The organism is Empedobacter falsenii (assembly GCF_013488205.1).
GTDB lineage: Bacteria > Bacteroidota > Bacteroidia > Flavobacteriales > Weeksellaceae > Empedobacter > Empedobacter falsenii_C.
This window is the reverse complement of sequence record NZ_CP040908.1, coordinates 2,374,409-2,400,949: the sequence shown is the minus strand read 5'-3', so window position 1 is coordinate 2,400,949 and position 26,541 is coordinate 2,374,409. Positions and strand designations below refer to the sequence as shown.

Genomic DNA, 26,541 nt, shown 5'->3' with positions numbered 1-26,541 from the left:
TAAAAAGATTATTTAGAATAATATTCTAAATAGGATTTTGTTTCGAGAAGAAAGTTTTGAATAATTACTTGATTTGTTTTTTTATATTCTACCATATAGATATATAGTAATACTAGTTCACTTATTCATTTTTCAATTTATCTCTATTCATCAACATTGTTAAACCTATGTCTCTATGTGGTTGTAATTTTTATGTTCTGAATTAGATGTGACCCTAAAATGAGTTTAGGGTGACAAGACTTTTATACTTCTGTATAAAAAAGAATGTAACGAACCCGTTATGTATTCTGATAATTTTATCAATATAAACCGTCAATTCGAGTGAAATTCTTTTAGAATTTTGTATCGAGAATAAGGTTTTAAAAGATAAAATTCTATTCTCGATACAATTTTTATTCATTACATTTCTAAAAATCACTCGAATTGACGAATTTTTATTCAAATTATAGAATAGGCTATAACTAATAAAATAAAGATTGTTAAGTTGAATTTATTTCAGCTTCTCATTAAGAAAACACCTCTATAATCTCCTCAAGGAGATATTTTTTACATATTGTCATTCAGAATGGAGCTTTAGCGGAATGAAGAATCTAAGCTTTCTCAACAAGAGATATTTCGAATTCGCTATTATAAATAGAGATTTAGAAAATTTTACAAATAATTAAGAAAAAATTAATTGTTTGCCGAAAAATATTTTATACATTTGGATAACAAAGTAATTAAAAAATGAAGTTTACGTGCTTATATATGTCGATTCGCAAACAGGTTTGGAATATCCAGACGTGGGAAAGTCATGTATACTAAAAAGAGATTTTATTTTTTAATATATTTTATGTTTCCCCGTCGAGTTTCGATGGGGATTTTTTTTGAACAAAAACAACAATTACCAATATAAAATTAAAAACAATGCAAAGTTTACAACAATTAACGATCCCAGTTTGGCCCTTAGAGGACAACACAATCTTAAACAATGTTTCGGTAACATTTCAACTTTTTGGACTTCCATTAGGAACAGCTCCAGTCATTTTGATTAACCATTCCTTACACGGAGATTCAGATTGTACCTATCATTGGGATGGGGTCATGGGGAAAAACAAAGCAATTGATCTTAATGAGTATACGGTAATCTGTATAGATATTCCTGGAAATGGCGTTTCCCAAACCATAAAGTACGACTATATTCCACGCGATCACATTACAGCACGCGATGTAGCGGTGTTGTTTTGGTTGACGTTATTTGAATTGGAAGTAGACGAGATTTTTGCCATTATTGGTGCAGACTTAGGTGGAGGATTAGCGTGGGAAATGGCTTGTTTGTTTCCGAATAAGGTGCTGAATATTATTCCGATAGCAGCAAGTCCTAAGACAACAGATTGGTTGGTAAAAGAGCCAACTGCCAAAAGCGAATACCTGAAATCTATTTTTTATTCGATAGATATATCACGCAATAGAGGCGATATATTGCAAGTTTCGCAATACATCAAATCGAAGATACATGTGATTTATGTGAAGGACGGAAACTTGTTCAACAAAGCAGAATTGAAACGTTATTACGCCAAACTGCAAGAGTTTAACAAACATGTGCAGTTTCATGAAATAGAACAAATAGAAAACAACGAATTATTGAAAGCCAATATCGATGAGGTTGAAAAAATAGTAGATGGCATCCTCGAAAAAGAGTTTATTAATAATGTCGCATAATCCAAAAAGCTCCTGAGAAGGAGCTTTTTTTTGGAATTTAAAATACTATTTAAATATTTCTTTAAATTCATCTAAATATGACAACTTTTCATATCCAAGATATTTTATTTTTTCATTGATTTCACTTTTTACTTCAAAATAGTTTTTGTGATAGAATTGTGATATTTTAATAATTTTATCTTCATTTTTATATAAATAGAGATATTCGTATGTTTTACTATTAGAACTTAAATGGCTTACTTTAAATCCTTTTATATCAGATGATTTATAAATTTCAGTTTTAACACCAAAAAAACGTTCTACAATTATATCATTATTAATGAATTCTACTGTTATACATTTAGTTCTAAATTCTCCATAAAAGAAACTAATAGTAGCAAAAGAAAAAAATACAGGTAAGAATATTTTTGGAAATAATTTATCATCATAAAATGGTGAAGTAAACACTGAATAAGTAAATATGATAAAAAAGATTAAGAAAATAAGTGAAAATAATAAAGGCATATATGCTTTTAATGTAAATTTAGTTTTCATTGTTTTTTTCAATAATATTTCCAAATATACCAAAAATCTCTTATCAAACCCTTTGTTGCAAAACTACAATTCAACAAATTTCCTCCCACTTTCGTTCGTGTTTTCTTCGACCGTTCTTCGACGAGAATGCCGTTTTTCCGAAGGTTCGTCGAACAATGGTCGAACGATGGTCGAACAAGCTAAAAATCGACCAAAAATACAAATTTCATCGACCTATGATGAATAGAGGTTTAGCGAGGTTTTTATTTTGCTACAATACTGTTATTGAATAAAAAGCAACCGGACAAAAGTGGACAAATGTGGACAGAAGCGGACAAATGTGGACACAAAATGGCGTTTTTGTAAATCGTGTTGTTTCTGTTGCTAACTTTATGAATATTAACAATAAAAACTTGCAATTATGGCAGAAATTAAAAAAGGAATCCTTGGTGGATTCTCAGGAAAAGTGGGAACTGTAGTAGGCGTTAATTGGCGTGGCAAAGACATTATTCGCAGTTTACCAAAAAAATCGAAAAAGCGACCTACTGATTTGCAATTGATGCAGCAGATCAAATTCAAGAAAGTGATTGGTTTCTTGCAACCAATTCGTCCAGTTCTTAATCTGTATTTTGGGAATAGAGTTGGGTTAAAATCGCGCTACAACATTGCGACGTCTTATACGCTGAGCAATGCATTGGACATGGTGAATGATTTGCCTGTTATTGTGTTGGAGCGTGTGTTGGTATCAAAAGGTGATCTGGTTGGCTTTTTGCAACCTACGATAGATACGGCTGGTGGGGATACTTTCCAAATGAATTGGGAAGATAATTCTGGGCAAGGCAATGCGCAGCCTTCGGATCTTGTGAATGTTATTTGCTATTGTGAAGAACTAAATTCGTTTGAAGTATTTCAAAATATTGAGAATCGTAATTCTATGATTATAGATATTGCTTTACCAACCTATTACAATGGCAAAAAGGTTAACTTTTGGGCGTTTCTGAATAGTGAAACAAAGGCGATGGCGAGTACCAGTATCTACCTTGGCGAGCATACAGTTGTATAAGGATAGTCATGAAATGCAGTTTGTTGATTGGAGTGATTTTTCGGTACAATACTTTAATTAACGACGTAGAAGAATGAAGAAAAATTGTATCGAAAATAGAATTTTATAAATGTTGTTCAAATTTATTTTAACCACATTGAGACATAGTTTTAGCAATGATGGCTTGTAAAGATTAGTTGAAAATACGAATAGGTAAACAACTAATTTCAATACAAAATCATTTGGTTTTATGTTTCTATGTGGTTATTTTTTTGGGTAGTGGACATATGTTATCTTTTGAACTTTATGCTTGGTGTAAAACTCTGACAGAACCTCGTTTATATTAATGGTTTTAATCCTAAAACATTCCAACTATACGCTAGTTTATTGTCTAACACAATCGATTTGAGTACTCTACAAGAAGAAAAGAGATAGCTTGATTATGCGTAGAGGAATATTTATTGTTTTGTAAATATTTGGTTATTATATGTTTATGTTGTAAATTGGTTAGTCCTAACCCTAACTAAATATATGAAAAATGATTTATTTTCACAAAATGATGGAGAGGCATTGAAGGATATGAAACTCCTGCTACTAGAATTCCAAAAAACTTTTCTACTGTTAGAAGAAAGTCAGAAATTCTATGATAATGCAGACCTGAAAAGTTTGCTTAACGTGAGTGACAAAACGTTGTATCGGATGAGGAAAACGAATAAGATTCCTTATATTAAGTTTGGAAATAAATTCTATTATCCAAAACAGTTTTTTAACCAAATGGCTCTTTGATAAGAGCTTTTTTTGTGGGGGTAGTTTTTGTATTTTGGTATATTGTTTATTAGTTTTGTAGATAAAATTTAGATAAAATTATGAACGAAACTGTAACAGTTGACGAAGCTATTTCAAAAGGACATAGAATGATTACTTATCCTGTTTTAGCAATTACCATTGGGATTTTTGGAATTACATTTTATTTAGGTAGCCAAAAATTTATTCCTACTTGGGGATTTCCTGTTGGTTTTATCTTTGCAATGGTTGTTAGTTGGTTATGGTGGAGTTTTATGATTACGAAATGGAGAATTTGGGCTTTTGAGAATGTTAGAAATATTCATGAACTAAAGAAACGAGCAATTCAAGAAAAATTAATTTGCTCAGACAATAGTATTTTCGGAAAGACAGAAATTCGTACTACAAAAGACGTAGAAAAATTAAATACGCTGTCAAATAAATTCAATCAAGAAGATGTTTTTCAAGATGATTTGACGATTTCTAACGAAACAATTATTTATTATGCAAAAGGTAAAAATTTTGTTGAGATGGCGATTATGTGTATCTCTTTTGGTTTTGGTGTCTATTTGCTTCTAATAGATCATAGTTATACTGTTGGTTCTATTTTTTCTATTGCAGGTGCGTTTTGTGCTTACAAGAACTATAAAGAGGCAACTAACAAAGAACCTCAAATCATAATTAATGACAAAGGAATTAAAACAATATCAACAGATTTTTATAATTGGGACGATATTTATAATGAAGAAGCCATTAGCAAAAGTTCAGGAAAACATACGAGTTATTACTTAAGTTATTATCACCCAGATGGTGCAGAACGTTTGTTAATTGACGATTATAATACGGATATAAGAAGTTTGAATAAATTACTGATTTTATATCGTGGTAGAAGTAAGAAAACAATATCAAACCGATAACATTCGTAATAATTTTACAAATTATAGCTAGTAATATCCCAAAAAGCTCTTTGATAAGAGCTTTTTTTATGAGGTGTTGGGAGTGGTTGAGATAGTGTGTATATTGGGGTATTGTTGAATGAAATGCAGAAATGACAACTTTTTTGTAAAACTGATTTTGTTTATTTTTGTAAAGAAATATTGTTAAGTTTAATTTTGTAAAATGACCCTGACTGATAGTATTGGAAAAATTATAACCGAAATAAAATATTGCTATAACCCAGAAAATGAGTATGGATTACAGGAGTTTGAGTCTTTTATAAAAATTGATAATGATAAAGTAATTCAAATTCCTTACTTTCCAACAGAAGAATGGAATGAAAGTAAAACTTTAAAAAAGTTTGAATTAGCAAGGAAAGTTGAATCTAAAGCAATAGAATTAATTTTAAATTTAAAAATCATTAATTATCATTTTAAATATTTCGAAAATGAACTTGATGAAATGGAGAAAGCAATAATTGAGCTTGAAAATGGACTATATATTACTGAGAAAAATGGACCATTTGGATTAACTGATGTTGATTTGCATATTATGAATACAACAGAATTTCTAAAATTAAAGGAAAATATTGAATCAAAATTTGAAATAAAACCTTTAATAATTCAATAATAATATCACTATAGCTAATTATTTATTAATAAAAGCTGGTATAGTTTTTAAATAGAAAAAAATATAGTAATACTCAAAAAGCTTCTAAATCACTAAAGATTTAGAAGCTTTTATTGGTTTTATAGTATTGGTATTCAGGATTGAATTGAGGGTGATTTTAACCTCTAAAATGTCCTACCCATTCTTTGAATTTACCAAATTGTTCTAATAGAAAAGATTCTTTTTCTTCTTCCTCTTGTGATGAATCTGATCCAATAGGTAGAATATGTTCAAAATAAGTTCCTTTTAAAACTTTATTCAATAAACCTTCACCCATAAATGGTTTATCATCGTTCAACGTTTTAGTTGCTTTTAATAAATGACGAATGTCGTATTGTAATGGATTAATGTCTGGAACTTGCTTATTTAAATTAAGTAATTCATAAACTGCAATACGTGCGGTACGAACAGAACTTTCCATTGTGAAAACTACATCGTTATTGGTTTCTACAAATTGACCAACTAAACCTAGATTCTTACACTCAGCTGGAACTACTTGTGGGCGATCTCCTTTTGCTCTAGGCATAAACATAGATGTGATGTAAGGCATATAAGCAGAACGAGTGATTGTATTCTCTATAACGTCGTCTATTTGGTCTTCAATTCCTAAATGATAACATAATTCTGTTAGGATTTCGTTTCCTGTACAAGTAGGCATTGTTTTCTTGATGTAGTTTCCTTCTTTATCCATAAATAATGCATAAACCCAAAGAACTAAAATATCATCTGGTTGTGTAGGAAAATGTGGTTGACGATTACACGTAAAACTCATTAACCAATTAGAATCTGTAATGGTAATAATTCCGCCTGTAACCGTTTGACCTGAATATGGATCATTAACAGAATATTCTTTTAGTTTTTCTACTAACGCAGAAGGTTTACAAGTTAAAGTAACAGATTCCCATGAAGATTTTTCAATATTCCCGCAAAATTTTTCTGGACGACCAAAAATAGGAGATTTGGCAGAAAGGTTTTTCCATAGTTTCCATCCTGCACTTTGACCACTTGTATTATTATCTATCGCTAAGACTGGAGCTGTTGTATTATCTCCATACGCAGTATCTTCTGTCATGGAACCAGTAGTTACAATAACATAATCATTTGGTGTGACAGGAATAATTACATCTTGTCCATCTTGTTCTGTTATAATTCCTTTGACTACTTTTCCTTCTGTATTAATTAATAAATCTAAATCTTTAACTAGTGTATTTAACTGAATTTTTACTCCTTTTTCTTTTAACCATTTACCTAATGGCGTAACAAAAGTGTCGTATTGATTGTATTTAGGAAATACCAATGAAGAAAGATCATTTAAACCATCAATCGCATGTAAAAAGCGATGCATATATAATTTGAACTCTAGTAAACTATGCCAATTCTCAAAGGCAAACATTGTACGCCAAAATGTCCAGAAATTACTTTCTAAGAAAGATTGATTAAAATAATCTTCAATCGTTATGTCGTCCAATTCTTCTTTTTTCTTCAACAAAAGTTTGATAATAGCTAATTGATCTTTCTTATTCAAACCAAATTTACTAAAGTCTTTTACTTTCCCTTTTTCATGAATTAAACGTGCAATAGAATAATTAGAATCATTATCATTTACTAATCTATATTCGTCTAAAACACTATAAGGTTCTGGTAACTCTAATGCAGGAATGTCTTGGAAGATGTCCCATAAATTCTCGTAGGTACAATCCATTTCTCGACCTCCTCGAATTATGTAACCATCTTTTGCATTTCCAGCTCCATCTAACGAACCTCCTTCGACCTGAAGTTGTTCTATAAATGTGATGTTCTCTGGAGTGAAATGTCCGTCTCTAATAAAATAATAGGCAGTAGCTAAACCTGCAATACCACTTCCTACAATATATACCTTACTGTCCTTATAAGATTTTGTAGGAATTCCTTTATTGCGTTGGTAATTTCCTATTTGATCAGAGAAAGGATAAGATTTTTCTGGAGTGTTTCTTGGCGTTTCTTTACTCGCATCTGGTTGATGATCAATATTTCCGTAGATAGTAGAATGATTTAAAACGTTGTCAAATTTTGAAGTAACTTTATTCATAATTATTTATTTTAAGATTCTAGAATAAAATTACGCTTTATTATTTTTCTAAAGTATCCCGAAATTCGTCATTTGTATCCCAAATTTCTTTTTTTATATATGTTGTTGTTTTCTATATTGTTGAGGTGAAATAGAAGTGTATTTTTTAAAAAACCGACCAAAAGATGAAGAAGAGTTGAAACCTAGATCTAATGCTATTTGGACAATTGTTTTCTCTGAATAACCAAGCAAAACATACGCTTCTTTTAATAAATATTCGTCAATAATAACATGTGGAGTTTTCTTAGTTGCTTTTTTTACAAGGTGAATCAAATATTTATTTGTAATAAATAATTGATCTGCATAAAACTGTACGTCTTTGTGAGCGATAACATTTTCTTGTACAAGTTGTGTAAACTTACAAAATAGAGTGTTGATTTCGCGAGAATGATTTTTATTTTCTTTTGAATATTGTTCAGCAATTATAGAGGCAGATTCAAGTAGTAAAGTAAAAATAATAGATCGAATAATATCTTCTAAGAACAAAACATTTCTTTCTCGTTGCTCTTGAAGATAATTGATTAGCATAAAAAGATGATTCACTTCTTTTTTATTTGCCTTACAAACTGTAAAGTTTTGATGTGTAAACAAATTAAGTTTATCAATAAAGAAAGGATTAGAAATGTTTTTAAGGAGAAAATTTTTCTCAAAAAATAACAATTTCATTCTGAAATTAGAGCTAGTATCTAGAATTTTCAAAACAGTAGAAGGAGCAGAAATTAAGAATTCATTTTGAGTAATACAATATTTCTGAGAATCTATCTCAACTTCTATTGAGCCAGATAAACAAATACAAAATGCATAAAAGTCGATTCGAAATGATCTTTCAGGAAACGCAAAAATTGGATTTCCTGATGAGATATAATATAGTTTATTACAATTTACGCCATAAAAAGACAAGGTCTCTTTTAGATTTTCATAGTTTTTCATGCTTGAAAATAATAGTTGGTTAGATCGTTTTTTAGGGTAGTAGAATTGATAAAGCTAAAATAAGAATTGTTTAGTAAGTAATTAAATACAATAAGGTATTTTAACTGTATTCTAATGTAGAAGTTATTTTCACATCATCTTAGTAGTTCAGAAATAGGAAATTTCATTAATATAATCAGTGAACTATCGACTAACAATGTTGAATGATGTAAGCGTTTTTTTGTAACAAGTAATACTTTTTGGATTGTGTAGTTTGTTTCGGTTGAGATAAATTACCTTTGCAAAAAATCCGTTATGTTTTCTGCCATCAAGAAAAAATTAAATTCAGATCCCGTTTATAATCTCCATTTTATTTTAATGTGTTTGAGTTCGTTGTTGTTTTCAGCGAGTTTCAATATGATGATTCCCGAGTTACCAGCTTATTTAAGTAGTATGGGAGGAGCAGAATACAAAGGATTTATTATTGCATTATTTACACTGACTGCGGGAATTTCGAGACCTTTTAGTGGGAAATTAACAGATAAAGTGGGACGTGTGCCTATCATGGCAGTTGGTTCTATTGTCTGTTTTGTATGCGGAATTTTGTATCCTGTTTTAACAACCGTTTCAGGCTTTTTATTTTTGAGATTAGTACACGGCTTTTCGACAGGTTTTAAACCTACTGCAACAGCAGCTTACATTGCGGATATTATTCCGCGCGAACGTTGGGGCGAAGCATTGGGCTTGCACGGAATTTGTTTCAGTATCGGAATGGCAATTGGACCTGCATTGGGAAGTACAATTACATTATATTCATCGATTAATGTGATGTTTTTTACATCTTCGTTTTTTGCATTATTGTCAATATTGATTTTATTCAATATGAAAGAAACCTTACAAAATAAACAGAAGTTTTCGTTCGGATTACTAAAGATTTCGAAACAAGATGTTTTTGCAAAAGAAGCTTTACCAGCGGCGTTGATTACGTTTCTTTCCTATGTCGCTTATGGTTCTATATTGACGTTAATTCCAGATTGGACTGAACATTTAGGTTTTCAAAACAAAGGAGTTTTCTTTATCGTGTTTACAATATCATCGATGATGGTTCGTTTCTTTGCAGGTAAGATATCTGACCAAAAAGGGCGTGTGTTGGTGATAAAATTAGGATTGGTTTTATTGATTGTTGCATTGGTGCTTTTAGCTTCTATTGATGCAAAAATAGGGTTGATTTTAGGTGGTTTGATGTATGGAATTTCAACAGGAATTCTTTCTCCTGCACTAAATGCTTGGACGATAGATTTTAGTAAACCTGATGAACGTGGAAAGGCGATGGCAACAATGTATATTGCGATGGAAGCGGGGATAGGGCTTGGAGCACTGTGTGCGGGTTGGTATTTTCAGGATTATTTGGATCGCATTCCGATGGTGATTTATGTTTCGGCATTTATCTGTCTTTTGGGAACCATTTATATGCTGAAATTTAAGAATAAGCCTCAAACAATTTAATTGAAAGAAATGAAAGCAGAATTATATCAATTTATAGCACAACAAATCGAAGATAAAATAACGTATTTGAATGGTTTGATTGACGATTTACGCGCCTCTAACAACGATACCAAAAGTAGTATGGGCGATAAATATGAAACATCGCGCGAAATGATGCAACAGGAAATTACTCGAATTCAAAACCAATTGAATGAAGTCTTGATTCAGCAAGACATCTTTTCTAAAATAAAAATTGTGGAGAACAAAACCATTGGTTTAGGAAGTTATGTTGAAACTACGATGGGAAATTTCTGTATGGCATGTAGTTTTGGAGAAATTATTTTCGAGAATAAAAAGATATTTATTCTATCAACTCAAACCCCTTTGGCTAAAATCTTGGTTGGAAAATCGGAAAAAGATTCGTTCGAAATGAATGGAAAGTCGTTTCAGATTACGAAAGTTGATTGATGAATTTTATATTTAACTTACCCAAAAATCTCAAATTCTTTATCTCTTTAATGATACATTTAGGGTGATTGTGGAATTTATTTTTTAAGAGTAAATCATTCTTACATAGGTTTATTGATAATTTTAGAATGCTTTTAAATTAGCATTATTTAGAAAAATAATTAATATAGAAGGATCGATTTATCCTTATTTGAATAAATTTGCGTTTCTTTCGAACTTACTACTACCTGATAATTGATGATAGATTGAATTTTATGAAAATTAAATGGTTAGTAAGTTTAGGTTTTACCTTAGCTTTCTTTGGGACTACTTATGCCCAAGTTGGAATACCTGCTTCAAATGGAAGTTCCACCAAACCCACTCCTTGTGGTATTTGCGTCCCAAGTGGTTGGACATTAATAACAGGCACACCAGATATCTCTACAGCGACAATTGTAGCAGGAACAGATACCGCTGGTGGAGGAGCAGCATGGAGTAAGTCCCCGCTTCCTTTGCCTCCCAATAATCATACAAGCTGGATTACAATACGAGATGTTGGGACAAAAGCTGGAGAAGAAGCAATACAAACTATGATGACAGGGTTGACAGTTGGAAGAGATTATGAAGTTGTCATTTATTCATTGACTGCATTAGCTTCTAATAATTTGAATGGCGGTGGTAGATATAGTCCTACATATATTGATAAATTTGATTTTCAGGTTGGTACTTATCCACGAGTTAATGTCACTCAAATAAGTAAAGATGTAGATGGCAAATGGGGAACAAATCGTTTAGTTTTTAAGGCACAAAGTGCTTCTATGCCACTTAAATTTTATCCTGGTTTTAATGCAAGTACTTCATCGTATGAATCGGTAAATATTTCTGTGACGTTGAATGCGTTAAATACATTACCTGTAGGTGAAAATTTTGTAGAATCTGGAAGGTTAAAAGATCAACCAGTTACAATTGATGTAGCTAGCAAAGCTGTAGAATATGATGATAAACAATCTATACAGAAGAACACAATTGACTTGGATGTTAATACGCCAGGGATACAAAGTACATATACAGATGCTAAAGGAACGTGGACTGCTGATGTTAATGGCTTTGTTACTTTTATGCCTTCTTTAGGTTTTGAAGGACAAGCAACAATAGAATATACTATCCAAGATAATTATACTTTAAATGGAGTAGCATCTCCTGGAACATCGATTCCTAAAACGATTAAGATTAATATACCGCCTTGTACAACTACTGTAAAAGGATCAGACTTTAGTGTCGCAAATGGAGGTGCTCAAACTTTTACAATGCCTGCAACAGATTATGGTTTTCAATTTGATATTTACACATTAGATAATTCATTTATGTTAAATATTAACGGTACTGATTTAGCAAATGAAGAAATAGATTTTCAGGTAAGTGGATCGAAACAAAATGTTGAGTTCTTAGATGGAAGTAGACACGGAGTAACTTCAGGTGTTGAACAGATTTACGATATTATTGGAGATAAAAATTTCCCAATTATTCGAGTGAAGATCTCGGAGCTTGGAGTGTTAACATTATTAGCTAGAAAATCTAATGCTGATAAGAAGTTGTATGAGATGAGATTCTTTGGTAAAATATCTGGTAGTACAACAATTAATGCAGCATTTAATTCAATCACATGGAATACAAATATTGATAATACAGTTAAAGCTACACAAAAAGTAATTGGAGCTACTAGTATGTCTGGTTATGGAAGTGGATTAAAAAAAGTAGTTTGTCCGTGTACTAAAGCGCCACAAACAGGAACACCTACTGGAACTACTAAAGTAGGAATATCTACGAATACAATTGTTAGTCCTAATTGGCCATCCGAAATTCCTAATGGAGCACTTGTTTTGGATTCTAATACGAAGGGAATGGTGATTACTCGTGTGAAAAATGTTGTTACAGATATAAAGGCACCTATAGAAGGAATGATTGCTTATGATGAGACAGATAAATGTGTCAAATTATATAATGGAGATAATTGGGATTGTTTAAATAATGCATGTAACTAATATAATGATGAATAAAATAATTTTTACTTCATTACTTTCTACCTTACTTTTTACAAATGTTAATGCTCAAATGATAATTGCTGAAGAAGGAAATTATCCGACATCAGTAATAACAGAATCTACACTTTTGCAGTTTGAAGATAATAATTCAAAAGGGATTATTCTTCCAGCAAATGATAGCGCGCCTCAAAACCCTTCAAATGGAACTTTTGTATTTGATATGAGCGATATAAAAGTTAAAATGTATGAAAATGGACAATGGGTTAACCTAACTGATAGAGGTAATTATCCATATGGTTATAATGATTATGATATTGGGGAAGGTGTAATCATTGGAGCTGAAACCTCTACAGCAGATGGAGTTTTGGTTTTAGAGTCTCCAGATAAAGCGCTTGTTTTACCACGAGTAAATAATTTATCTACAGATGTTGTAAGCCCTTATCCTGGTATGATGTGTTACGATTTAGCATCTAAAACGGTGGCTATTTTTGATGGAGTACAATGGAGTTATTGGAACTAATAACTAAATTATATTATTACTAAACATTTAAAAAATTCGAAGGAAGAAATTTCTTCGAATTTTTTTATTCATCTGAAAATCTGTTTGGTAGATATAATGAAATAAAAAAGGACGTAGTTGCGGTACGTCCTTTTTAATTGAAAAGTATGTATTAGAATTGTGCGGCTTCCGTACTTTCGGCCATAGCCGTAGTAGACGAAATGCCTTGTTGCACTGTGTTTTGTACGTAATCGAAATATTGTGTTCCTACAAAAGATTGGTGTTTTACAGCTGCAAAACCTTCTTCTTGTAACGCAAACTCTCTTTCTTGTAATGCCGAGTATCCCGCCATTCCTTTGGCTTTGTAAGCACGTGATAACTCGAACATAGAGGTATTCATCGCATGGAAACCTGCTAAAGTAATGAATTGGAATTTGTATCCCATTTCAGCTAAATCTTCGCGGAATGTTTCCATTTGAACTTCTGTTAAATGTTTTGCCCAATTAAATGATGGGGAACAATTATAAGCTAACATCTGATTTGGATATTTTTCTCGAATCGCTTGTGCAAATTCTCTTGCCATTCCAAGATCTGGATTAGATGTTTCCATCCAAATTAAATCAGCATAAGGCGCATAGCTTAAGCCTCGATTAATTCCTTGTTCCAAACCATTTCTCACATTGTAAAAACCTTCAGAAGTTCTACTTCCTTGGATGATAAAAGGTTGATCTCTTTCGTCAATATCCGAAGTAATCAAATTCGCAGCTTCTGCATCAGTTCTGGCAACCAATAGAGTAGGAACGCCACAGACATCTGCTGCTAAACGCGCTGCAACCAATTTGTTAATTGCTTCTTGTGTTGGAACTAAAACTTTTCCACCAAGATGACCACACTTTTTGGCTGATGACAATTGATCTTCGAAATGAACGCCAGCAGCACCAGCTTCTATCATTTGTTTCATCAATTCATAAGCATTCAAGTTTCCTCCAAATCCAGCTTCAGCATCGGCAATAATCGGTACCATATAATCAATGTTTCCTTGTTGGGTAACAGATTGTATTTCATCGCGACGACGCAACGCATTATTAATACGCTTTATCACCATTGGAACCGAATTGGCTGGATACAATGATTGATCTGGGTACATTTCTGCCGAAAGATTTGCATCTGCAGCAACTTGCCATCCCGAAAGATAAATTGCATCCAAACCAGCTTGCACTTCTTGTATGGCTTGATTACCATTCAAAGCGCCTAAACCCGCCATAAATGGCTTCGAATTTAAGCCTTCCCAAAGTTTCTTAGCACCTAATCTTGCTAAAGTGTAATCGATGTCCAAAGAACCTCTTAATCGAATTACATCTTCTGCTGAATAAAGACGAACAATGTCTGTCCAGCGTGGATTAGTTTCCCAATCCTGCCGAATCTTTTGAATTCTTTCTTGATTGCTCATAATTGTGTTTTTTGTGTTTTGTTTATGAATGTGTGTTGTGTGTGTATTTCTTTTTGTGTGTGTCTGGTTATAAGGGCTTAATCAATATACTTATAGGCTTCTAATGTTAAAAATTCGGTAAACTTGTGCGATAAAACTAATTCGTCAAAGATTGAAATAGCTTCTTCAAATCTTCCGTTCAAATAGTTTTCCTCACCAACTAATTCTTTTATTTTTTGAACCTCTTCGGCTCTTAATTTTTTGTATTTGTCACTGTTAAATTCGCATCCGTTTTCTAACGTAATCGACTGGCTTAACCATTGCCAAACCTGCGTACGAGAGATTTCTGCTGTTGCTGCGTCTTCCATTAAGTTATATAAAGCTGCGGCTCCTTTTCCAGATAACCAACTTTCGATGTATAAAATTCCGACATTAATATTGTCTCTAATTCCTTGTTCTGTAACTGTTCCTTTTGGCAATTCTAACAAAGCCTCGGCAGTTGTTACAACATCTTCTCGCTTATTGTCAATTTGATTAGCTTGTGGCATATATTCGTCAAAAATATCTTTTGCGACTTTTACCAAAGCAGGATGCGCAACCCACGTTCCATCGTGTCCATTTTTTACTTCGCGAAGTTTATCATTCTTCACTTTTTCAAAGGCAATTTCATTGGCTTTTTCATCATTCTTAATCGGAATTTGAGCAGCCATTCCACCAATTGCATGTATGTTTCGTTTATGACAACGTTGAATAACTGCTTGTGAATATGCAGCCATAAAAGGCGAAGTCATCGTAACTTGTGAACGATCTGGAACAATAAAATTTGGGTGTTTCTTAAATTTTTTGATATAAGAAAATATATAATCCCAACGACCGCAGTTAAGGCCTGCGATGTGGTCTTTTAATTCGTAAATAATTTCATCTAACTGAAAAGAAGCTGTTATAGTTTCGATCAAAACTGTAGCTTTAATCGTAGCTTGTGGAATGTTTAAATAATTTTGTGCGAAAACAAAAACATCGTTCCACCAGCGTGCTTCTAGGTGATGTTCTAATTTAGGAAGATAGAAATAAGGCCCACTTTGCTTGGAAAGTAACGTGTGTGCATTATGGAAAAAATATAAACCAAAGTCAAATAGTGAGCCTGATATTTCTTGTTTATCTATTATGATATTCTTTTCATTCAAATGTAAACCTCTCGGTCTTACAAGCAAGACAGCAGTTTTTTCGTTTAAATGATACTTTTTTCCATTATTTTCGAATGAAATAGTACCATTTACTGCATCTCTTAAATTTTGTTGTCCTTGAAGATTGTTATCCCATGTTGGAGAATTACTATCTTCAAAATCGGCCATAAATGTTTTAGCGCAAGAGTTTAACGCATTAATTACCATTTTACGGTCAACTGGACCAGTTATTTCAACGCGTCTGTCTTGTAAATCAGCTGGAATTGGAGCTGCTGTCCAATCACCATTTCTGATTTCCTTTGTTTCTGACAAAAAAGTTGGAAAATTCCCCAAATCAAAAAAGATTTGTCTTTCTTGTCGATTCGCTAAAAGTTCTAAACGTCTTTCATTGAAATTTTTGTGTAAAGCTGTTAAAAATTTAACCGCTTCGGTTGTCAAAACATCTGGATAACTATCCAGCTTATTCTGCGATAATTTTAATTCACTTGTAATAGTATCCATTTTTTGTGTTTTTGTTGTAATTTTGGTTTTGGTTATTCGAGCGGAATTTTACTTCCAGCGAACGTTCGCTAAATTATAAAAATTCGTTTACATTTACCAAATATTTTTGAAAAAATTATGCAAGAAGAATACATTAAATTAATTTTTGGGTTAAAACTAAAACAAGTTAGAACGGCTAAAGATTTGTCATTGTTTAAGTTATCTAAGTTAACTGGACTTTCGAAGTCGTATTTGAATGAGATCGAAAAAGGTAAAAAATATCCAAAAACTGATAAAATTGTTGCTCTTGCCGAAGCGTTGGAAATTCCTTACGATGAGATAGTTTCCTTAAAATTAGATAAAAATTTAGCACCAGTCGCTGAGATTCTACAATCAAATTTATTGCAAGAAATTCCTTTGGAACTCTTCGGAATTGAAGAAAGAGATTTAATTGAGATCATTTCTAACGCCCCAATGAAGGTAAATGCGTTTATTTCTACGTTGATTGAAATAGGTAATAATTATAATCTTACGCGCGAAAGTTTTTTCTTGGCTTCGTTGAGGTCTTTTCAGGAAGCAAATGATAATTATTTTCCTGAAATTGAAAAATCAGCAAAAAGTTTTTTACAAGAATATTTGATTGAATCAGAAGATTTTGTGAAAAATGAAACGATGGAGGAAATTCTGAAAGAGGAATATAATTATACCATTCTTTATGAAGATTTCACTTCTTTAGGAGGGAAGGATTTAGCGAAATTGCGTTCTATTTTTATCAAAGAGAAAAAACTTTTGTATATCAATATCAATTCTGACAATGATCAAAAACGATTTATTTTAGCGAAAGAATTAGGCTATAATTACCTTGATTTGAAGGAACGTTTGTATACATTTTCGTGGGCAAGTTTCGATAATTTTGATCAATTGTTAAACAATTTTTATGCATCTTATTTTGCTGGAGCGTTGTTGTTACCAGAAGAAAAATTGTTGAAGGATATGCAGAATTTGTTTGCTATAGAGCATCATGATTTGTCTAAATTTCAAGAAATTCTTGGAAAATATACCGAATCTCCTGAGACGGTTTATCAACGAATGACAAATTTGTTACCCAAACATTTTAATATTCGTGATTTGTTTTTCTTGCGTTTGTCAGCAAAAGTTGGCTCAAATTCATATAAATTAACGAAAGAACTTCACCTTAATCAACAACAGTCGCCACAAGCAAATGAAACGGATGAGCATTATTGTCGTCGTTGGGTTTCGTTAAATGTTTTGAAAGAATTGGAAAAGCATCAAGATGATCATCATGAGATTTCTGCACAAATTTCTTTGTATCCGTTCAATAATAATCAAAAATATTATGTAATTTCTTCAGCAACGAAAGATCCATTCAATCCAAATTATTTAAGAAGCGTAACGATAGGTGTGTTGTACAAATCAGCACAACGTAAAATTAAATTTATGAATGACCCATCAATTCCTGTAAAAGAAGTTGCGGTTACATGCGAAAATTGCGGGATGAAAGATTGTGCAGAACGTGTTGCAGAACCAATTCGTTTTGAAAAAGATATCCGAAATAAGCGATTAAATGTTACGATTAATGATTTTATAAAAGAGCAGAGTAAGTAATATTGTCTACCATAAAATATAAAGGAAAACTTGAAACAAGTTTTCCTTTTTTTTATGTTTGATCTAAATATTCTAATCTATTTTCAATTAATACTACATAATGTTGAAGCGAAAATGTGTTTCCTCTTTCTATGGTTGCGCAATCAAAATTACGGTATTGTAATTCGTCAAATAATGTTTTGACATAACATCTTCTGGCAGAATTCCAGGAACTATTTCCTACATTTTGATTAAAGCGATCGACTAATTCGTTGTCAGTTAATTCACGGAATAATACGACAAATTCATTTTTTAGATTTTCCATTGTTTTAATTTTTTAATGATAAAAACAACAGGATAGAGTAGAGAATAACCTTTTATTTTGGCGTTTGCCCTCATTCTATACCACCGTAGCGCGGTTTTGGCTCGGTTGGTGTTCTGATTTTTCAGAAACTCCTGATGATTGATAGAATAAATGTACAAATAAATTTTTAAAACAAAAAAAGGAACTCAAAAAAAGTTCCTTTTCAATATTTTTATTCGCTTAATTCTAACCAACGAAATTCTTTTTCTTCTAATTCGTCTACAATTTTTTGTAGTTCATCTCCAATAGTTGCGATTTTGTCATAACCTAAATTTGGGTCGGAAAGTAAATTCGTTAATTCTTCTTTTTTGGCTTCAAGAATTGGTAAAGATTTATTGATTTCTTCTAATTCTCGTTGTTCTTTAAACGATAATTTTTTTGGTTTTGTCTCTGCATTTTTCTCTTTCGATTCAACTTTTTCCTGAATAACGATTTCTTTTTCAACCTTTTTATCTTCAGTTATGGGCTTGTTTTTATTCTCGATGTGATATTCTGTATATGTTCCCATATAACGAGAAATTTTTCCTTCGCCTTCAAAAATCATTAATTCATCGACCACTTTATCCATAAAATATCTATCGTGGGAAACAACTAATAAACAACCTTGATATTCTTCTAAGAAACTTTCAAGAACCGTTAAAGTAGGTAAATCTAAATCGTTTGTTGGCTCATCAAGAATCAAAAAGTTAGGATTTTTATACAAAATTGCCAATAATTGCAGACGTTTTTTCTCTCCACCACTCAACTTTGAGATAAAAGTATGTTGTTGTTCTGGCGTAAATAAAAACATTTCTAAGAACTGTTCTGCACGCATTTCTTTTCCATTAGAAAGAGGGAAAAAATCTGCAATATCTTTCACAAACTCAATGACACGTTCGTCGCCTTTAAATTCTATCCCATCTTGTTTAAAATGTCCAATATTTAAGGTTTCTCCACGTTCAATTGTTCCAGAATCCATCGTTTCGATTCCTTCTAACATTTTCAAGAAAGTGGTTTTTCCAACACCATTTTTTCCGACTAAACCAATTTTTCCACCACGAGCGAAAATATAAGAGAAATCATCTAAAATTTTCTTTTGACCAAATGCTTTCGAGACATGTTCCATCTCAATGATTTTTTGACCCAAACGCGTCATCACCATCTCTAATTTTACTTGTTGATCGACAATTTTATGTTTAGCCACTTTTTCAGTATCATAAAACGCATCAATACGAGATTTAGACTTTGTTGTACGTGCTTGCGGTTGACGACGCATCCATTCAATCTCTTTACGATAAAGGTTTTTCGCTTTGTCAATTGTCGCATTTTGATTTTCGATACGCAATGCTTTATTCGTGATATAAGTTTCGTAATTTCCCGAATGTACATACAATGTTTTGTCCTCCATTTCGAGAATTTTGGTACAAATTGCATCTAAGAAATAACGATCGTGCGTAACCAAAATCAATGTTTTGTTTTCTTTGTTCAAGAAATATTCAAGCCATTCTACCATTTCAATATCCAAATGGTTGGTAGGCTCATCTAAAATCAAAAGAACATATCCAGTTTCGAAACTTAAATCAATCAAAAATTTTGCTAAAGAAATACGTTTGCGCTGACCACCAGAAAGTTTTCCAATTTTTTGATCCAAGAAATCAATTTTCAATTTTGATAAAATTTCCTTGATTGTTGGTTCAACTTTCCATGCATCTAAAACATCCATTTTTCCCATTAAATCAATTAAATCAGGATTTGTTGGATCATTTTCGATCATGTTTTCATATTGTCGAACAATATCTAAAACTTCATTCGAATGATTGAAAATATATTCTTCACTTTTTAAATTTTCGTCAAAATCATCACTTTGATCTAACATTAAGATTTTAACACCTTTATTTGGACGAACTTCGCCAGAATCAGCCGTTTCTAATCCAGCTAAAATTTTAAGTAAAGTAGATTTTCCACTTCCGTTTTTTGCTACGAATGCGATTTGGTCTCCTTCATTTACATGAAAATTTACATTTTCAAATAAAGTTCGGATTCCATATGATTTGGTTAGATTTTCAACTGTAAGAAAATTCATGGTTTATTATCTGTTTTGTAAGTTAAAAAAGATGCTAAATCTTTTCTGTTTCGATTTGTTTCATCGATTGTTTAGCTTTTCTTATTTTAACGATTAGAATGGCCAAAGATAAGACAAAGCAAATACTTCCTATTACAATTAGATTATTTAAATGTGGTTGAATTAACGCAGGATCGCCTTTTTCGATGAAAAGTATTCGGAATATTTTCAAATAATGTGTTAATGGAATGCAATCTGCAATTGCTTGAATCCATTTTGGCATTTGACTTAAAGGCCATGTAAATCCACTTAAAATGAAACTTGGTGTTGCAACAACCATCAAAACTTCGGTTGCTTTTAGTTGGCTTGGAAGAAGAATACTGACTAAAAAACCCAAAAAACAAACGGCTAAAATAAATGCAAGAGAAGACGTAAAGAATGGCCAAAATTCGGTTTCTAATTTCATGTCATAAAACATTCCGAACCAATAATACAGCATATATATAAATACTGACATAAATAAATAAGGAAAAGTTTTGACGAATAAAATGGTAAATGGATTGGATGATTTTGAGATCAATTCATTAAATGTCCTATTCTCAAATTCTGAAGCAAATGAAAGTGCTAAACCTAATAATAAAACCTGTTGTAATACGGTTAATAAAACACCTGGAAGCATAAAATATAAGTAGTTTCCACTTCTGATATTTTGGCGAATCATCGTTGATTTGAATGGTTCGTAGCTTTGTGTAGCAATATATTCAGGAACGCCTTGTTTTCTAGCTGTTTCTATTGAAATTCCGGCTTTCATTGTTGTTAGAACTGTCGTAATTGCGATTGCTGCTGTATTAGAAGTTAACGTGTTTGAAGCATCTACAAAATAAGCGATTTCGGGTAATTTTTTTTGCTGTACATCAGATTGAAAGTTTCGAGGAATAACAACCACAACTTCAGCTCCGATTGCTAAAGCTTTATTCTTAGAATCAAATGTTGAAGGTAAAACTTCAGCAACTTTCACCGATTCATTTTCATCTAACATCTGAATAATTTTCTGACTTGTCGTCGTATGATCTTCGTCAACAACAATAATTGGTAAATCGGTTACATTCCCTTTTTTATAAACATTTCCGATTAGAACACCATACATAATAGGTGCTCCCAAGAATAAAATTGGTAAAACAGGATTCTTGAAGAAAAGTTTGAATTCTCGTATAATTAAATGAAAAATCGTTTTCATCAGAATTTATTTAGCATTAAGATCTAAAACTACATTTGCTTTTGTCAATAGTTGAGCAGCTTGTTTATAGTCAACAGGAACAACTTTTACTTCATATTGGGATTGTTGTTGATCGATATCAGGATAGGCAGTTGAAATATTTGCATATGAATTAAGAACTTTTATCGAAACAATTTTACCTTTCAAAACCATATTATTTTTATAAGGAACTTTTAAATTGACGATTTGATTTTTTTGCAATTGTCCGATTTTATTCTCAGGAATTGTAAATCTAAAAAATGTAGTTTCTTCCAAAATCCCATTTGCAATAGAATATCCAGCCAAAGCTAATTCTCCAACTTTCAGATTAATTGTTTCAACCGTCATGTCTTGTGGTGCTTTGATGTGTCTTTCCGCCTCAGCAACATCAACTTCTTGCAAAGCTCCCAAAGCACGCTCTTTTTGTCCCAAAGCCATTTGTTGTTGTTCTACACGCGCTCCATTTTCGGCATCAGCTAATTCCGCTTTTGCAGCTAAATATTGATTTTTAGCACCTTGATATTTAGCATAAACTTCATCATAACTTTGTTGTGGGACAAGACTATCTCGAAGCATATTTTTTAGTCTATGATTTGATTTTTCTGCATAATCTAATTGCTCTTTCAAGCCAGCAACTTTTGCACGCAATTGTTTCAATTGATTATCTGTAGCACCTTTTTTAGCCATTTCGTATTGAGCTTCGGCAGAATTTACAGCACCTTTTGCTTGACTTTTCTTCGCATCAACTTCTGGTAATTGTAAGATAAAAAGCGTTTGTCCTTTTTTTACTTCATCACCTTCGTGAACTAATATTTGATCTATTTTTCCTGGAATTTTTGTTACAACGCTAATTTGATCGCGCTCAATTTTACCTTGAAAAATAGTTTGCTCTTCTTTTTTATTTTCCTTGTCAGATGATTTACAATTTGTAAAAAGTATTAATCCGCTTAAAGCAAAAATATAGTATAGTGTATTTTTCATGATTTTAATTTGATAATTGATTAAATAATTCTCCAGAAGTTTGAAGTAATTCGTAGGTTTTAGAGCGTTGATCCAAGATTTGAGCATAATAACCTAAATTGGCTTTGTAATAATCATTTTCGGCAGCCAAACGTTCGGTTACATCTATTAATCCTTCTTGAAATCGTCTTGAAGCGATTTCTAAATTATTTGTTGCAATGGTATTTTGTTGATTATTTACTTTCAATTTTTCAGTAGAAGTTTCGTAATCAATTTTGTTTTTACTTAACAATAAATTCAATTTTTCTTGCGAATCTTTCAACTTGTTTTCATTTATTAAAATGTCTGTTTTCGCTTGCGCTAATTTATTCTTGTGTTGTCTGCCATCAAACAATTCCCACTTTGCGCCAACTCCAATCAAAATATTAGGAAACATCGAAAATTGGTTCATTTTCAAATTAACATCACCCAAAAAATCAACATCTTTTAGCTTAAAACGACTTCCAAAAATTGACGTATAATTGGTGTTCGCGAATGCAAAAACTTGTGGTAAATGCGATCCTTTTTCTTTTTGATATAAAAATTCGTAAGCTTTTACAGAGTGTTCAAGTGCTTTTAACTCTTTTTTATTTTCTAAAGTATAACTTGAAGCAAGAATGTCAATTGGCGCTAGTTCGTATTGAATTTGTTGAAGATCTTGTTCAGACAGATGCGTCAAGGTTTCTAATTTTTTGTACAGTAATTGTCGATTACCATTCAGTTCTACTTGTCGAGCTTCTAACTCTAACATTGCTAATTTTATTTTTTCACGATCGTATGGAATAGCTAAACCATTTTGAATTGCCTTTTGAACTTTAAGATGCTCTTTATCCAAGCGTTTTGCAGAATTTGAAATTAATTCTTCTACTTTGACCAATAACATCAATTGATCATAGGTTTGTAAGATATCTTTGGTTATAGTTTCTTTTTCAGCTTCTTTCAAATAATCTAAAGCAGTACTTTTTTCCTGAATAGCATTCAAAGCATTTGGAATTTGTAATCCCGAAAATATAATTTGAGTAGCGTTAATTCCGACAGTAAATAATCCTGCTGAGGTATTGAATTTTTGATTACCCGAAAACAATTCTGCGGACAAAATATCGATTGATTTGGTTGGAATATCGATGATTCCGTTCGAGTTTAGATAACCACCCAGTGCAATTGCAGATAAATTTGGTTGTCGTTTACCTTTTACTTCGTCATATTGGTAATTGTTTTTTTCGACTTCCAGTTGTTTATTTTTTAATTCATAACTTGACTCAATCGCTTTTTCAACAGGCAATCGAAGTTGCGGGTCAATCAATTGTTGTGCAAATCCAGAAATAGAAGTCAATAATGGAATAAAAGATAAATATCGTATAATAGACATCTTATAATTTTAGCATAAAATTAACAAAAAATATACCATGAATAAAAGTCAATATTAGAATATCATTAAAAATAAAAATCCTGAAACTTTTTAAGGGTTCAGGACTTCCAAAAGTTGCCAAAAAAATGGCGCATAGTTCAATGTATTTAATATTTATTATCAATAATATCCAACGTTTCGTTTAATGACTCTTTCATCATTTTCTCTAAATAATCCGTCGTACTTTTATTGATTGTTTCGTCTATATACTTAGTTCCACCAATTGTTTCGCTATATTTTAAAGCATTATTTTTAAGGTCTAGAATATTAATGTAGACATATGTTTTGGCGATGTATTTCTGTTTGTTGGCAGGATCATAATCAAGACCCGATTTTACATTAATCAAAACTAAATCATCTTGATTAATCGCTTTTTTTAAATCATTAAATTTAACTTGATTTACATTTTCCTTTGTGATTAATTCATTCGGAACTAAATTTTTATCAAATCTATCAATCATTTGATAAGTGTATTTGTTGTCGTTTAATATTTTTTCAGATTTATCACGAATTACTTTTACAATATCAAATTTAGAATTTATTTGTTTAAGCTGATTTTCAATTGATTTTGAATCAATGTTTTGATCATAATTTTGAGAATTATGATCAAAAAAACCAAGAGAATCTATATTAATCAGAACACCAACTTTATTTACAGGAACGTCTAAAGCACTTTCGTAAGTTACCGTATTAAGTGCTAATTCTTTTGGAGCTTCTTTTTTTTGCTCGCAAGATTGGGTAAAAAACAATACCCCAACTATAAAATAAACTAATTTTTTCATACGCTATCCTATTACCTCTTTAAAGATAGTGATTTATAATGTTTTATAATAGAATTATTCCTAATAATTTTCTTCTTCTTCATCGTCAAAAGTTTTGGCAATTTTTTCAATGTTTAAGCTTTTTGCCATTGCATCAAAAATCTCTTTATAAGTGCCGTTCATTTTGTATACATCCTCATGAATTCCGTGTTCCACAACTTCGCCTTGTTTCATCACGTACGTATAATCGGCATCGATAATTTGAGAAATACTATGCGAAATAATGATAACTGTTCGATCTTTTTTGATGGCATCCAAACTATTTTTAATCTGTTCCGTCGCAATTGCATCCAAACTTGCAGTAGGTTCGTCCAAGAAAATAATCGGTGGATTTTTGAGAAACATACGCGCAATGGCGATACGTTGCTGTTGACCACCAGATAACAATAAGGCTTTGGATTGATAAGCTTCTGGCAAATCCATAATTTGTTCGTGAATATAAGCACGTTTTGCAGCATCTTCTATTTCTTCGAAAGTTGCGTTGACATTTCCGTAACGAATATTTTCTTCAATTGTTCCATTAAAAATGTGATTTTTTTGTAAAACCAATCCAATATTATCGCGTAAAAATTGTGTGTCATATTCTTCTAAATCAATTCCGTCAAGTAGAATTTTTCCAGAATCAGGTTGATAAAATTTATCCAATAAATTAATCACTGTACTTTTTCCAGCGCCAGACAAACCAACCAAAGCTGTAATTTTATTGGGTTGAATTGTCATGTTTATATTTTTTAAGGCTTTGTAACCATTTGGATAAGAAAAGTCAACATTTTGGATTTCGAATTTACCTTTTAAGTTTATTGGAATATAATTTCCAGATGATTCTTTTTCGTCATCCGCTTTCAAAATTGCAAAGAAACTTTCGGAATATATCATCGCATCATTCATTTCATCATAAATACGATGCAGTTGACGAATAGGAGCCGAAACATTGTTGAACAATAAAATATGGAACATAATTGCACCAATTGTCATTTGTCCATCAAGAACCAAATATGAAGTTAAAATGATGATAATCACCACACCAAACTGCTCGATAAAGGATTTTAAACCATCAAAAAAGAAACTTGTTTTGCGTGTTTGCATTTGATTATTCGTCAATTCTTTTTGCAAATCAAGTTGTTTTTTACCTTCGATATCTTCTCGGTTAAATGATTTAATAACTGTAATCGAATCAATTATGCTGATGATTCCTTGCGATTTTTGTTCACGATAACCTCTTAAGTTACGTCGCCAACCACTCAGCTTTTTAGCTTGTTGTTGTGTAATAATGAAATAAATCGGAACGATACAAAGTCCAACCAATCCAACATAAAAATTAGCGTTGAACATCAAAATTAAAGCAACAATTGAATTAGCAAAAAGAGGTAAAATATCGATAAAAAAGTTTTGAACTAAACGTGTCAAGCTTTCAATTCCTCTGTCAATACGAGTTTGAAGTTTTCCTGCTTGATTATCTTGATTCGTATAAAATGCCATTCTGTAGGTCAAAATCTTTTCGATAATCGCTTGTGCTAAATCTTGCGAAACAAAAATTCGAAGCTTTTCTCCATAATATTTTTGACCAAATGTGATGAATGCATTCAGGATTTCTTTAGTCATCAAAACAATCGAAATAAACGAAATGATTTTCAGACCTTCTTTTAATCCTTTTCCAGCTTCAACCAAACCATTTATAGAATCTACGGTATATTGTAAAATCAGTGCATTTACTTGCGAAGTAAAAGATCCAACTAAGGTTAGGAGCAAAGTTGCGACAACCAAAGAACGATAAGGTTTTACAAATGGACGTAGATTTTTAAACAGTTGGATGATTGTCATT

22 protein-coding genes and 1 riboswitch are annotated in these 26,541 nt (G+C 31.7%); of the genes, 10 read left to right on the top strand and 12 right to left on the bottom strand.

All coding sequences use genetic code 11. From position 1 onward, the window contains the following. Positions 1 to 906 precede the first annotated feature (906 nt). Positions 907 to 1,701, top strand: coding sequence for an alpha/beta fold hydrolase (locus FH779_RS11130; RefSeq protein ID WP_180904741.1), 795 nt, complete (start codon positions 907 to 909; stop codon positions 1,699 to 1,701). A gap of 45 nt (positions 1,702 to 1,746) precedes the next feature. Here the strand turns inward: FH779_RS11130 and FH779_RS11125 are convergent, their stop codons facing one another. Further along, on the bottom strand, positions 1,747 to 2,235 hold the full coding sequence (locus tag FH779_RS11125) for a hypothetical protein (RefSeq protein WP_180904740.1): 489 nt from the start codon (positions 2,233 to 2,235) through the stop codon (positions 1,747 to 1,749). 400 nt (positions 2,236 to 2,635) lie between these two features. Between FH779_RS11125 and FH779_RS11120 the strand changes: the two genes are divergently transcribed. The 4 genes from FH779_RS11120 to FH779_RS11105 all read left to right on the top strand — a co-directional run bounded on the left by FH779_RS11120 (position 2,636) and on the right by FH779_RS11105 (position 5,605). Next, positions 2,636 to 3,277 (top strand): DUF6266 family protein, encoded by a 642-nt coding sequence (locus FH779_RS11120; RefSeq protein ID WP_180904494.1) that lies wholly within the window; start codon positions 2,636 to 2,638, stop codon positions 3,275 to 3,277. Positions 3,278 to 3,787: 510 nt separating this feature from the next. Next, a complete protein-coding gene (locus tag FH779_RS17685; RefSeq protein ID WP_317169002.1) occupies positions 3,788 to 4,042 on the top strand; it encodes a helix-turn-helix domain-containing protein in 255 nt (84 codons plus the stop codon). An 80-nt stretch (positions 4,043 to 4,122) separates the two neighbouring features. After that, complete coding sequence (locus tag FH779_RS11110) at positions 4,123 to 4,956, top strand: metal-dependent hydrolase (RefSeq protein ID WP_180904739.1); 834 nt, start codon at positions 4,123 to 4,125, stop codon at positions 4,954 to 4,956. A gap of 202 nt (positions 4,957 to 5,158) precedes the next feature. Next, positions 5,159 to 5,605, top strand: a complete 447-nt coding sequence (locus FH779_RS11105; protein ID WP_180904738.1) for a hypothetical protein — start codon at positions 5,159 to 5,161, stop codon at positions 5,603 to 5,605. 157 nt (positions 5,606 to 5,762) lie between these two features. On the opposite strand, the gene FH779_RS11100 is transcribed toward FH779_RS11105, so the two are convergent. Together FH779_RS11100 and FH779_RS11095 are read right to left on the bottom strand one after the other, a co-directional pair. Then, a complete protein-coding gene (locus tag FH779_RS11100) occupies positions 5,763 to 7,712 on the bottom strand; it encodes an oleate hydratase (RefSeq protein WP_180904737.1) in 1,950 nt (649 codons plus the stop codon). Between the two features lie 93 nt (positions 7,713 to 7,805). After that, a complete protein-coding gene (locus FH779_RS11095) occupies positions 7,806 to 8,681 on the bottom strand; it encodes an AraC family transcriptional regulator (RefSeq protein WP_180904736.1) in 876 nt (291 codons plus the stop codon). A gap of 294 nt (positions 8,682 to 8,975) precedes the next feature. On the opposite strand from FH779_RS11095, the gene FH779_RS11090 reads away from it, so the two are divergent. From FH779_RS11090 to FH779_RS11075, 4 genes are all read left to right on the top strand, one after another. Continuing rightward, positions 8,976 to 10,166 (top strand): MFS transporter, encoded by a 1,191-nt coding sequence (locus FH779_RS11090; protein ID WP_135835084.1) that lies wholly within the window; start codon positions 8,976 to 8,978, stop codon positions 10,164 to 10,166. 9 nt (positions 10,167 to 10,175) lie between these two features. Further along, positions 10,176 to 10,613, top strand: coding sequence for a hypothetical protein (locus tag FH779_RS11085; RefSeq protein WP_180904735.1), 438 nt, complete (start codon positions 10,176 to 10,178; stop codon positions 10,611 to 10,613). A gap of 254 nt (positions 10,614 to 10,867) precedes the next feature. Beyond that, on the top strand, positions 10,868 to 12,634 hold the full coding sequence (locus tag FH779_RS11080; protein WP_180904734.1) for a cadherin-like domain-containing protein: 1,767 nt from the start codon (positions 10,868 to 10,870) through the stop codon (positions 12,632 to 12,634). Between the two features lie 7 nt (positions 12,635 to 12,641). Next, entirely contained in the window at positions 12,642 to 13,154 is a 513-nt protein-coding gene (locus FH779_RS11075) for a hypothetical protein (RefSeq protein WP_244957950.1), read from the top strand. A 151-nt stretch (positions 13,155 to 13,305) separates the two neighbouring features. Here the strand turns inward: FH779_RS11075 and aceA are convergent, their stop codons facing one another. Both aceA and aceB read right to left on the bottom strand, forming a co-directional pair. Continuing rightward, positions 13,306 to 14,583 carry an isocitrate lyase gene (aceA, locus tag FH779_RS11070; RefSeq protein WP_180904732.1) on the bottom strand — a complete coding sequence of 426 codons (1,278 nt, stop codon included), beginning with the start codon at positions 14,581 to 14,583 and terminating at the stop codon, positions 13,306 to 13,308. Between the two features lie 77 nt (positions 14,584 to 14,660). After that, on the bottom strand, positions 14,661 to 16,247 hold the full coding sequence (gene aceB / locus FH779_RS11065) for a malate synthase A (RefSeq protein ID WP_180904731.1): 1,587 nt from the start codon (positions 16,245 to 16,247) through the stop codon (positions 14,661 to 14,663). 117 nt (positions 16,248 to 16,364) lie between these two features. Between aceB and FH779_RS11060 the strand changes: the two genes are divergently transcribed. Next, positions 16,365 to 17,852: a helix-turn-helix domain-containing protein gene (locus FH779_RS11060; RefSeq protein ID WP_180904730.1), complete on the top strand. Its 1,488-nt coding sequence runs from the start codon at positions 16,365 to 16,367 to the stop codon at positions 17,850 to 17,852. Between the two features lie 52 nt (positions 17,853 to 17,904). On the opposite strand, the gene FH779_RS11055 is transcribed toward FH779_RS11060, so the two are convergent. The 7 genes from FH779_RS11055 to FH779_RS11025 form a co-directional block, all read right to left on the bottom strand. Further along, positions 17,905 to 18,156, bottom strand: a complete 252-nt coding sequence (locus FH779_RS11055) for a hypothetical protein (protein ID WP_180904729.1) — start codon at positions 18,154 to 18,156, stop codon at positions 17,905 to 17,907. Positions 18,157 to 18,199: 43 nt separating this feature from the next. Then, positions 18,200 to 18,299, bottom strand: a riboswitch (SAM-I-IV-variant riboswitch). A gap of 68 nt (positions 18,300 to 18,367) precedes the next feature. Beyond that, the gene (locus FH779_RS11050; protein ID WP_180904728.1) at positions 18,368 to 20,257 is read right to left on the bottom strand and encodes an ABC-F family ATP-binding cassette domain-containing protein; all 1,890 of its coding nucleotides are present in this window, start codon (positions 20,255 to 20,257) and stop codon (positions 18,368 to 18,370) included. A gap of 34 nt (positions 20,258 to 20,291) precedes the next feature. Beyond that, positions 20,292 to 21,473, bottom strand: coding sequence for an ABC transporter permease (locus tag FH779_RS11045; protein ID WP_180904727.1), 1,182 nt, complete (start codon positions 21,471 to 21,473; stop codon positions 20,292 to 20,294). 6 nt (positions 21,474 to 21,479) lie between these two features. Next, the gene (locus FH779_RS11040) at positions 21,480 to 22,472 is read right to left on the bottom strand and encodes an HlyD family secretion protein (RefSeq protein ID WP_180904726.1); all 993 of its coding nucleotides are present in this window, start codon (positions 22,470 to 22,472) and stop codon (positions 21,480 to 21,482) included. 4 nt (positions 22,473 to 22,476) lie between these two features. Continuing rightward, a complete protein-coding gene (locus tag FH779_RS11035) occupies positions 22,477 to 23,859 on the bottom strand; it encodes a TolC family protein (RefSeq protein WP_180904725.1) in 1,383 nt (460 codons plus the stop codon). A gap of 146 nt (positions 23,860 to 24,005) precedes the next feature. Beyond that, positions 24,006 to 24,680: a hypothetical protein gene (locus tag FH779_RS11030; RefSeq protein ID WP_180904724.1), complete on the bottom strand. Its 675-nt coding sequence runs from the start codon at positions 24,678 to 24,680 to the stop codon at positions 24,006 to 24,008. A gap of 60 nt (positions 24,681 to 24,740) precedes the next feature. Beyond that, positions 24,741 to 26,540, bottom strand: a complete 1,800-nt coding sequence (locus tag FH779_RS11025; protein WP_180904723.1) for an ABC transporter ATP-binding protein — start codon at positions 26,538 to 26,540, stop codon at positions 24,741 to 24,743. Position 26,541: the final 1 nt, after the last annotated feature.